This is a genomic window from Vibrio sp. 10N.222.46.A1 (assembly GCF_041473595.1).
Taxonomy (GTDB): Bacteria; Pseudomonadota; Gammaproteobacteria; order Enterobacterales; family Vibrionaceae; genus Vibrio; species Vibrio tasmaniensis_A.
Window position 1 is genome coordinate 1 of the sequence record NZ_JBFRSN010000218.1, and the last position, 9,865, is coordinate 9,865.

Annotated in this window: 9 protein-coding genes, 1 riboswitch and 1 other annotated feature; all 9 genes read right to left on the reverse strand. The window is 45.0% G+C overall.

The features are described 5' to 3' along the window. Positions 1-104 precede the first annotated feature (104 nt). Positions 105-755 carry a bifunctional phosphoribosyl-AMP cyclohydrolase/phosphoribosyl-ATP diphosphatase HisIE gene (hisIE, locus tag AB4496_RS07345; protein WP_009848800.1) on the reverse strand — a complete coding sequence of 217 codons (651 nt, stop codon included), beginning with the start codon at positions 753-755 and terminating at the stop codon, positions 105-107. Next, a complete protein-coding gene (gene hisF, locus AB4496_RS07350; protein WP_004734577.1) occupies positions 752-1,525 on the reverse strand; it encodes an imidazole glycerol phosphate synthase subunit HisF in 774 nt (257 codons plus the stop codon). Before hisF ends, hisIE begins: the two co-directional genes overlap by 4 nt. Continuing rightward, complete coding sequence (hisA, locus tag AB4496_RS07355) at positions 1,507-2,244, reverse strand: 1-(5-phosphoribosyl)-5-[(5-phosphoribosylamino)methylideneamino]imidazole-4-carboxamide isomerase (RefSeq protein WP_009848801.1); 738 nt, start codon at positions 2,242-2,244, stop codon at positions 1,507-1,509. The genes hisF and hisA overlap by 19 nt, the downstream gene beginning before the upstream one ends. Before the next feature lie 43 nt (positions 2,245-2,287). Continuing rightward, positions 2,288-2,902 (reverse strand): imidazole glycerol phosphate synthase subunit HisH, encoded by a 615-nt coding sequence (hisH, locus tag AB4496_RS07360; RefSeq protein ID WP_009848802.1) that lies wholly within the window; start codon positions 2,900-2,902, stop codon positions 2,288-2,290. Positions 2,903-2,926: 24 nt separating this feature from the next. Continuing rightward, complete coding sequence (gene hisB / locus AB4496_RS07365) at positions 2,927-4,015, reverse strand: bifunctional histidinol-phosphatase/imidazoleglycerol-phosphate dehydratase HisB (RefSeq protein WP_009848803.1); 1,089 nt, start codon at positions 4,013-4,015, stop codon at positions 2,927-2,929. A gap of 130 nt (positions 4,016-4,145) precedes the next feature. Continuing rightward, positions 4,146-5,186: a histidinol-phosphate transaminase gene (gene hisC / locus AB4496_RS07370; RefSeq protein WP_009848804.1), complete on the reverse strand. Its 1,041-nt coding sequence runs from the start codon at positions 5,184-5,186 to the stop codon at positions 4,146-4,148. Between the two features lie 9 nt (positions 5,187-5,195). Next, positions 5,196-6,515: a histidinol dehydrogenase gene (hisD, locus tag AB4496_RS07375; RefSeq protein WP_017098157.1), complete on the reverse strand. Its 1,320-nt coding sequence runs from the start codon at positions 6,513-6,515 to the stop codon at positions 5,196-5,198. Next, positions 6,515-7,411, reverse strand: a complete 897-nt coding sequence (gene hisG, locus AB4496_RS07380; RefSeq protein ID WP_009848806.1) for an ATP phosphoribosyltransferase — start codon at positions 7,409-7,411, stop codon at positions 6,515-6,517. Before hisG ends, hisD begins: the two co-directional genes overlap by 1 nt. Positions 7,412-7,464: 53 nt before the next feature. Continuing rightward, positions 7,465-7,600: a sequence feature (His leader region), on the reverse strand. A gap of 189 nt (positions 7,601-7,789) precedes the next feature. Next, a complete protein-coding gene (locus AB4496_RS07385; RefSeq protein WP_029223134.1) occupies positions 7,790-9,382 on the reverse strand; it encodes a Na+/H+ antiporter NhaC family protein in 1,593 nt (530 codons plus the stop codon). A 112-nt stretch (positions 9,383-9,494) separates the two neighbouring features. Then, positions 9,495-9,672, reverse strand: a riboswitch (Lysine riboswitch). Positions 9,673-9,865: the final 193 nt, after the last annotated feature.

A 9,865-nucleotide genomic window follows, 5' to 3' on the forward strand; every position in this document is an offset into this window, starting at 1 on the left:
AATCTTGAAATCTTGAAAATTAAAAAGCTAAAAAGCCCCGTAAATATAATTGTTTACGGGGCTTTTATCTATCTGCTACGTGGTTCGATTAATCTAAACAGAGCTTACTTGTGACGTTCTTTTAGCTTGTTGACCACATCGTTCATCGACAAGCCTTGGTCTTGAAGAAGAACCATCAAGTGGTAAATCAAATCTGCTGATTCACACACTAATTCCGCCTTATCGCCCGACGTCGCCGCAAGCGCGACTTCAACGCCTTCTTCGCCCACTTTTTGCGAAATACGCTTGGTGCCACGGGCATATAGACTGGCAGTATAAGAAGACTCAGGGTCTGCGTCCTTGCGGGCAGCCAGTAGCTGCTCAAGCTGATGAAGCCACACCATCTGAGACTCTTCTTGTTTGTCTCCATCCCAACACGTTGTTGTACCTGTGTGGCACGTTGGGCCAATGGGATTAACTTTAACCAGTAAGGTGTCGCTGTCACAGTCCAAGGCGATGTTTTGCAGTTGTAATACGTTGCCTGACGTTTCACCTTTCGTCCAAAGACGCTCTTTGGTGCGAGAGAAAAACGTCACATTGCCAGTTTCACCCGTTTTCTCAAGTGCTGCAGGGTTCATGTATCCCATCATTAGCACTTGGCTCGATTGGTAATCTTGAACAATAGCTGGCACTAAGCCATCGACTTTTTCCCAGTTAATACGCTCTGACAATGCGCCTACTTCTGTTTTTGATAAGCTTGCGGTTTCAAAACTCATAGTCGCACCTCTACATCTTGTTGTTTCAAATACTGTTTAAGTTCACCAATATTGATGACTTGCTTGTGGAATACCGAAGCCGCAAGTGCTCCGTCCACGTTGGTTTTTTTATAGGCTTCAGCAAAGTGCTCCATCGCACCTGCGCCACCTGATGCAATCAGGGGTACATTACACACTGAACGTACCATATTTAACTGGTCGATATCATAGCCGTTGCGAACGCCATCTTGGTTCATCATGTTTAACACGATCTCACCGGCGCCACGCTTCTGTACTTCCTGCACCCAATCTTTGGTTTCCCACTTGGTTGCTTTGGTACGCGCTTCATCGCCTGTGAATTGGTAAACCTGATATTTACCCGTCTCTTTATCGAAGTATGAATCGATACCGACAACGATACACTGTACGCCGAACTTATCAGCTAGGTCAGTGATTAGCTGTGGGTTAGCCAATGCAGGCGAGTTGATGGATACTTTATCTGCACCAAACTCAAGAATGCGTGCTGCATCTTCCGCAGACTTAATACCACCAGCCACACAGAAAGGAATATCAATCACTTCTGCTACACGTTTCACCCAGCTTTTATCGACCACACGGCCATCACTTGATGCGGTGATGTCATAAAATACTAATTCATCAGCGCCCTCTTCTGCGTAGCGTTGTGCTAGCGGAACGATGTCACCAATAATTTCGTGATTACGGAATTGAACGCCCTTAACCACTTGTCCATCACGGACATCCAAACAAGGGATTATTCGCTTTGCCAACATGCAAATGCCTCCTCTGTGGTGAACTTGCCATCAAGCAGTGCACGACCAACAATCACACCCGCAACGCCGCTGCCTTTAAGTGCTTCGATATCAGCTAGGCTGCCAATGCCACCCGATGATTGGAATTGTACTTGTGGGTACTGCTTACAAAGATCAACATAGAGCTCTACGTTTGATCCTTCTAGCGTGCCATCACGTGAAATATCGGTACACAGAACGTGTTTAAGGCCAACCGTGAGGTAGTCTTCAACCAGCGCTTCAATGGTCACACCTGAATCTTCTTGCCAACCTGAAATCGCGACTTTACGTGTGCCGCTTTCGTCAATATTGATGTCCAGAGCCAGCACGATTTTTTCCGCACCGTACTTCTCCATCCAACCTTTAACCAACTCAGGTTGCTTAACTGCCGTAGAACCAACCACAACGCGCTGTGCGCCAGCTTCTAGTAGATCAACGACATCTTGTTCGTTACGCACGCCACCACCAATCTGGATGTTCGCAGGCGTGCTAGCAAGGAGCTTAGCAATCAAGTCTAACTGACGAGCCGTTGTGTCTTTTGCACCCGTTAAGTCAACAAGGTGAAGCCAACCTGCGCCAGCTTGGTGGTACAAGTTAAACTGCTCAGCTGGGTCTACTTTGTATTCTGTTACTTGCCCGTAGTCTCCTTGGAATAAGCGAACTACTTGACCTTCAATTAAATCTAACGCGGGAATAATCATTTACATTCCTTATAGGGCAACGTTAGCCGCTGCCTAATCCTTATTACAATTCCAAGAAATTCTGAATCAGCTTAGAGCCAGCTTTCGAAGATCGCTCTGGGTGGAACTGAACACCATAATAGTTGCCACTTTGCACTGCGGCTGTGAACGGATTACCGTAATCACATTGTGCGATTGTGTAGTCACCCACCGGCATTGCGAAGCTGTGAACAAAATAGAAGTATTCACCTTCTTCAATGTCTTTAAATAGAGGGTGATTAGGTGTCGCGGTTACTGTGTTCCAGCCCATGTGTGGTAAAGGCAAGTCGCCCGTTTGAAGTAAACGAACTTCACCGTCACACAAACCTAGGCATTCAACTAACTCGTCAGCCTTTTGGCCTTTCTCTTGAGACAATTTGCCTAACAGCTGCATACCTAAACAAATACCTAGCAAAGGCTTCTCTACTTGCTTCACAAGAGAAACAAGGTCGCGCTCTTGCAAGTTCTTCATTGCCTCACTTGCTGTGCCTACACCCGGTAGGAACAGCTTGTCCGCAGCAAGAACAACTTCTGGTTCTTTTGAAATTTCAACTGCGTAGCCTAGACGTTCAATCGCAAACTTCACCGAGGAAACATTGGCACAACCAGTATCAATAATAACGACTTTTTGATCTTTCATTGTTTTTCCTTGCTAACGTTAGCCTTACAGAACGCCTTTGCTGCTTGGTAACTCGTTACCTTCAACTTTGATTGCTTGGCGAAGAGTACGGCCAAACGCTTTGAATAGGCTCTCAATGATGTGGTGATCATTATTACCGTCAGAAGAAAGGTGTAGCGTACAAGCCAATGTATCGGTTAGAGAACGGAAGAAGTGAACCACCATCTCTGTTGAAAGGTCACCCACTTGCTCGCGGCTGAATTTAGCATCGAACTTCAGGTATGGACGGCCAGAAAGGTCTAGCGCACACTGAGCCAAACACTCATCCATTGGTAGGCTGAAACCAAAGCGGCCAATACCACGTTTATCGCCTAATGCATCTTTCAATGCTTGGCCTAAAGCAAGAGCGGTATCTTCTACTGTGTGGTGATCATCAATGTGTAGATCGCCCTTCACAGTCAGGTTCATTTGGAAACCGCCGTGTGTCGCGATTTGATCAAGCATGTGATCGAAGAACCCCATGCCAGTATCGATCTTGTTGCCACCGGTTTCATCAAGGTTTACTGCCACCTTGATGTCCGTTTCTTTAGTGGTACGAACCACTTCAGCAATGCGCGCATTAACCGTCAGATCTTTAACGATTTGTGGCCAGTTAAGCGTGCCTTCAGCTTGCGCATCTGGTCCGTATTGGATACCACGAATTGCCATGTTCTCAGCAAGTTGAAGATCCGTCATTCGATCACCAATCACGACTGACTTTTGGAAGTCAACTTTACCGCCCTGTAGGTATTCTTTAACCATACCCAGCTTAGGCTTGCGGCAAGAGCAATTGTCTTCATCAAAGTGAGGGCAGATTAGAACATCATCAAACTTAACGCCCTGAGACTCAAAGAACTCCATCATCATATTGTGTGGAGCATCGAACTCTTCTTGCGGGTAGCTATCTGTACCTAGACCATCTTGGTTAGTCACCATCACTAAGCGATAACCCGCATCTTGCAGTGCAAGTAGGCTAGGAATCACTAACGGTTCGAATTTTAGTTTGTCTAAACGGTCTACTTGAAAGTCAACTGGCGGCTCAACAATTAAGGTGCCGTCACGGTCTATAAAAAGTATTTTCTGTTGTTTACTCACTTGAACTTCCTTTTAATTTTAAATCTGCTGGCCTAGCTAAAATCAACGCTAACCCAAAATATTGGTTTCATTTGCCAGCCGATTATTAATCCACTAAAACTGGCAAATGTTATTACTGGTAAGCCTTTCGTTACTGATAAAAGTTACGAATGAATCCAAGTGTCTTTTCGCACTCTTCGCGATTACCAATACTAATACGAACACAGTCTTCAATTGGTGAATTACGCAAAATGATGCCCGTATCCCAAGCCGCTTTAAATAACTCATCGCCGTTCGGGAATTTAACCAGTAGGTAGTTACCCCAACCATCAAACACCGTCACTTGAGGCATACCTAGTAAACCGGCTTGTAAATACGCTCGGTTAGCACTTAAATCCAGAACTTGGAACTTAGCACGCGCTAGTCCTTGCTCTGAAAGTGCTTGAACGGCAATGTCAGCAACAGGGATTGGCACTGGATAAGGAGCAATCACTTTTAACAATACATCGATAAGCTCTTTGTTCGCTAGCGTAAAGCCACAACGTAAACCCGCTAAAGCAAATGCTTTCGAGAGAGTTCGAAGAATCGCTAGATTCGGATACTGAGCAAGCAAATCCACCGTTGATGCTTCAGGGCAGAAATCGATATACGCTTCATCCATCACAACAATCGCTTTGTCTTGTGTCATTTCAAGCAGCTTGATGATGTCTTTGCGATCAACCAAATTACCGGTTGGGTTATTTGGACTACAAACAAAGACCACTTTTACGTTGTCAAGTTGAGCTTCAATAGCAGGAAGATCCAATTGCCATTCAGAAGTCAGAGGCACCACTTTACGCTCAACACCAATCGTCTCTGCACTGATTGCGTACATACCGTAAGTGGGTGGGCAGTAAAGAATAGCGTCTTCGTTCGGCTCACAGAAAGCACGAATCAGTAGTTCAATGCCTTCGTCAGCACCACGAGTAGTCAACGTTTGCTCTGGTGCAACACCCGCATATTGAGCGTAAGCATCGATTAGCTCTTTAGGCTGACACTCGCTGTAGCGATTAAGTCGAGTCAGATTTAAGGTGTACTCGTTATCAAACGGAGATTCGTTGGCGTTCAACCATACATCTCCGCTGCCACCAATGCGTCTTGCAGACAAGTAAGGTGTTAGAGCCTGAACTTGTTTTCTTGCTAACTTTTCCATGCCCTACCCTTATTTCGCTTTATTTAGCTGTTCAAATCGATTTAATTTTTCAACTCGGATGGTCACCGCACGTTTGTGTGCGTCCAAACCTTCGGCTTCCGCCATTGTGACTACCGTTGGCGCTAGGCCTTGTAAGCCATCAGCTGTTAACTCTTGTACCGTCATACGCTTAGAGAAATCCGCCAAACCTAGGCTTGAATAAGTCTTGGTATAGCCGTAAGTCGGAAGAACGTGGTTTGTGCCTGATGCGTAGTCACCTGCAGATTCTGGAGACCAGTCACCCAAGAAGATTGAACCTGCATTATCTAGTAATGGCAGCAGTTCACGTGGACTCTTGGTCTGAACAATCAAGTGTTCCGGGCCATAGAAATTCGAAATCGCAATCGCTTGAGTGATCGATTCAGCAATGATGATTAGACTTGAAGCCAATGCTTGCTGAGCGATGTTCGCACGAGACAGCTCTTTCAGTTGCTTCTGAACTGCATCGGTTACTTGGTCGGCAATAACTGGTGATGGTGTTACTAATACAACCTGTGAATCTGGCCCGTGTTCAGCTTGGCTCAGTAGATCAGCAGCAATGAAGTCAGCATCCGCAGTTTCGTCTGCAATCACTAACACTTCAGACGGGCCAGCAGGCATATCAATCGCAGCGCCACGGAAGTCGTTACTTACTTGGCGTTTAGCTTCCGTTACGTAAGCGTTACCTGGGCCGAAGATCTTATCAACCTTAGCAACGCTCTCGGTCCCGTAAGCCATGGCAGCAACGGCTTGACCACCACCAACATTGTAAACCTCATCGATTTTACAAAGATTAGCGACATACAAGATTTCATCCGCGATGGGCGGAGGTGAGCAAAGCACAACCTTACGACAACCCGCAATTTGAGCAGGTACACCTAACATAAGAACCGTTGACGGAAGTGGCGCACTGCCCCCCGGAATATAAAGTCCAACAGTATTAATCGCGCGCGTCACCTGCTCACACACAACACCAGGCTGTGTTTCAACCTTAATTGGCTGTGGCTTTTGAGCTTCATGAAACTTAGCAATGTTGCTGTAAGCTTGCTCCAACGCTTGCTTCATCTCTGGTGTTAGACGAGCACATGCCTCTTCGATCTCACCCGAACTAACTCGGATAGATTCTGGAGTCACACCATCAAACTTTTCAGTCAGTTCCTTAAGTGCGGCATCGCCTTCATTTCGTACTTTTGCAATAACATCAGAAACAGTCGCTGTGATGTTTGCACCTTCAGTAATAGCTGGACGCTCTAATACCGAGTCTTGCTGTGATTCACTTAAAGATTGCCAAACAACGGTTCTCATCGTCACTACCCCATCATTTTTTCGATTGGTAATACTAGAATCGAGCTTGCACCCAACTCTTTCAGCTGTTCCATAGTTTCCCAGAACAAGTTCTCTGTACTTACGAGGTGAACGGCAACTTTGTCTTTGTCTGTAGATAGAGGAAGAACCGTAGGATCTTCAGCCCCAGGTAGTAGAGCTTTGATTTGCTCTAGCTGAGACGTTGGTGCGTGAAGCATGATGTACTTCGACTCTTTCGCTTGTTGAACACCCTGCATACGAGTCAGTAGTTTTTCAATCAATGCCGTTTTGTCTGCATCGAAATCACCAACACGTTGAATCAGTGTTGCTTTAGATTGGAAGATAGCTTCTGCTTCTTTTAGGCCGTTTGCTTCTAGCGTTGCGCCTGTAGAAACTAAGTCTGCAATAGCGTCTGCTAGACCTGCGCGAGGAGCAACTTCAACCGAACCTGTTAGCATACAAGTGCTGAATTCAACACCCTGCTCATCCATGTAGGCTTTTAGTAGTTGTGGGTAGGTTGTTGCAATACGTTTGCCCGCAAGATCTTGTGGGCCGTTGTAGACTTCATCTTTGTTGATTGCGATAGAAAGGCGGCAACCACCGAAGTCTAAACGACGTAGTGTGCGAAACTCTGATGGTTCTTTTAGAGCAACACGGTCTAGTCGAACTTCTTCTAGTTCATTTTCACCGATGAAACCAAGGTCAACCACACCATCCATGATAAGACCTGGGATGTCATCATCACGAACGAGTAACAAGTCGATTGGCATATTTAGTGAATGAACAACTAAGCGCTCACCCATGATGTTAAATTTCACACCACATTTTTTAAGTAGATCTTGGCACTCTTTACTTAAGCGACCTTTCTTTTGAATTGCGATTCTTAGGCGTTGTGTCTGCATTGCTGTATCCCTGTGCAAATATTTGAATTTATTGATTATTTAAAAGTGCTAAAACTAAAAAACCCTCGGAAGACTTTGTCGTCCCGAGGGTTTAAATCTAAATTCTTTGACTTAACCTCCGGGAGAATTCTTGCTCCCGGGTATACGTAAATCTCCCCGAAAGACTAGATAGGGTGATGATGGTGATGAATGTTCATTACTAATTTACGCATACTTATCAGCTCTTAGGTTGTTTGCTGTCTTGTCTCCACACTAACTAAGCTGACACCCTTTTTCAACCATTTATTCGAACTTTTTTCACGAAATTTAAAATTAAATTAACGAACACAAAAAAAGGGAGGCAAACGCCTCCCTTCTCATTATTCAATCAAATGATGATTAGCTTTTACACGTTGCTATCTTGCAACGAGAGAAATAAGCCAATGCAAAACATACCGCAACAAACGTTAGAGACGCTGCGCCAAATGCAATGCCAGTTGATGATGTCATTCCTAGGGTGATAAAACCAATACACGATACGAACGCCACAGACAGCGCATAAGGGAGCTGAGTCGATACGTGGTCAATGTGGTTACAACGCGCACCTGTAGAAGACAGAATCGTTGTATCCGAGATTGGAGAACAGTGATCACCAAATACAGAACCCGCAAGAACCGCACTTAGCATAGGAAGAATTAGCGCGATGTCAGAGGCAGCAGCCATGTCACCCGCAATCGGTAACATGATACCGAACGTACCCCAAGATGTACCTGTCGAGAATGCCATTAGGCCAGCAAGAAGGAACAAGATAACCGGTAGCCAGTGGTAATCGATGTTACCTGTTGCTAGAGAGGATAGGTACGAACCTGTTTTCATGTCGCCAATAACAGAACCAATCGTCCATGCAAATACAAGGATAAGGATAGCGCCAAACATTGAGCTTGCACCAATCCACATTGTTCTTGTGATATCAGCCATAGGCAGTTTCTGTTTGAATACCGTTGCTAGCGCAACGAGTAAACCAATAACACCACCGTAAACCAGAGACTTACCTACATCTGTATTTTCAAATGCACCAAGTAAGTTGAATGCTTGACCATCAGCAGTAAGCGCTTGGCCACCGGTGTAAAGCATTGCTGCAACCGTCGCGACGATTAACGCTACGATTGGCATAACGAGATCAGAAACAGAACCGTTTTCGCTCTCTTGAATATCCAGCTCTTCGTTTAGATCGTGCGCTTGCTTTTGATCATTATCACCTTCAAAACCACGGCCTTGAGAGGCTTCGATCTCATGCTCGCGCATTTTGCCAACATCTAAACCAAACCACGCAACAGCAAACACCATTAATAGCGCGAACACAGCGTAGAAGTTCATTGGGATAAGGCGAACGTAAGCACCCAGTGCAGAATACTCTGTCACACCGTGTGTCACTAAGATGCCACCAATGATAGTGATGATGTAAGCTCCCCAGCTAGAAGCCGGCATGATCACACACATAGGAGCAGCAGTTGAATCTAGGATATAAGCTAGCTTAGCGCGAGATACGTAGAAGCGGTCAGTTACAGGGCGAGAGATGGCACCTACCGCTAAGCTGTTGAAGTAATCATCAACAAAGATGAATACACCTAAAAATGCAGCAAGTAGTTTTGAACCACGTTTGCTCTTAACACGAGACTGTGCCCACTCAGCGAATGCGCGAGTACCGCCAGATAGTGTTAATAATGCCGTTGTCATTCCAAGGATAATTAGGAAAGCAACGATGCTCATGTTCCAAGTGTTAATACCACCATCTTCGATGAAAACACCAGATACTTTAGTAAAGACGTAGCTAGCTGCGTTACCTACTGAGTAGTCAGCAAGTAGAATCGCACCCATGACGATACCGACACCCAAGGAAACTAATACACGGCGGGTAACAATAGCAAGAGTCAAGGCAACCAAGGGAGGAAGCAGCGATAAAGGCGATGTTGCAAAATCTATTAAATTCATGATCTTCAAAAACCAGTTTTTTATTTGGCTAGAGATCTACTGCAGATAAACTTGATACGGCTTATCAAGCTCATGTTGAACTAAGCGAAAGGGAAGTGAACACTTCACCCAACCCTACAGTAGCGCTCCATAGTTTAAAATTAAGACTATGGCAGTGTTGTACCTATTGAGCACAACCCCAGCAAATTGCTTAGATATACAATTTACTTCGGCAATTACACCTTTCATTCCCGTTCATTGGCATCACCCCAACGAAAACTACTCTTTATAATTGCACCTCTACGTGCGGTAACATTATTAACCGTGTAAACCAGAGTTTAACAACAGATTAACCAAAGCACCGCATCAGGTAGCCGCAATTGTACCCATCAAGAGCAACAATGCAACATATCATTCCGAGAAAAATAAGCTTTTTGTTAATGAAGTAATCAATAGAAGAATAGTCAACTTTTACGGATTACTCCACTTAACACATATCAGATA

Bases quoted from the DNA above. Each gene is read 5' to 3' on its own strand.
- hisIE (WP_009848800.1), bottom strand. From the start codon at position 755: ATGAGTTTTGAAACCGCAAGCTTATCAAAAACAGAAGTAGGCGCATTG.
- hisF (WP_004734577.1), bottom strand. From the start codon at position 1,525: ATGTTGGCAAAGCGAATAATCCCTTGTTTGGATGTCCGTGATGGACAA.
- hisA (WP_009848801.1), bottom strand. From the start codon at position 2,244: ATGATTATTCCCGCGTTAGATTTAATTGAAGGTCAAGTAGTTCGCTTA.
- hisH (WP_009848802.1), bottom strand. From the start codon at position 2,902: ATGAAAGATCAAAAAGTCGTTATTATTGATACTGGTTGTGCCAATGTT.
- hisC (WP_009848804.1), bottom strand. From the start codon at position 5,186: ATGGAAAAGTTAGCAAGAAAACAAGTTCAGGCTCTAACACCTTACTTG.
- hisG (WP_009848806.1), bottom strand. From the start codon at position 7,411: ATGCAGACACAACGCCTAAGAATCGCAATTCAAAAGAAAGGTCGCTTA.
- AB4496_RS07385 (WP_029223134.1), bottom strand. From the start codon at position 9,382: ATGAATTTAATAGATTTTGCAACATCGCCTTTATCGCTGCTTCCTCCC.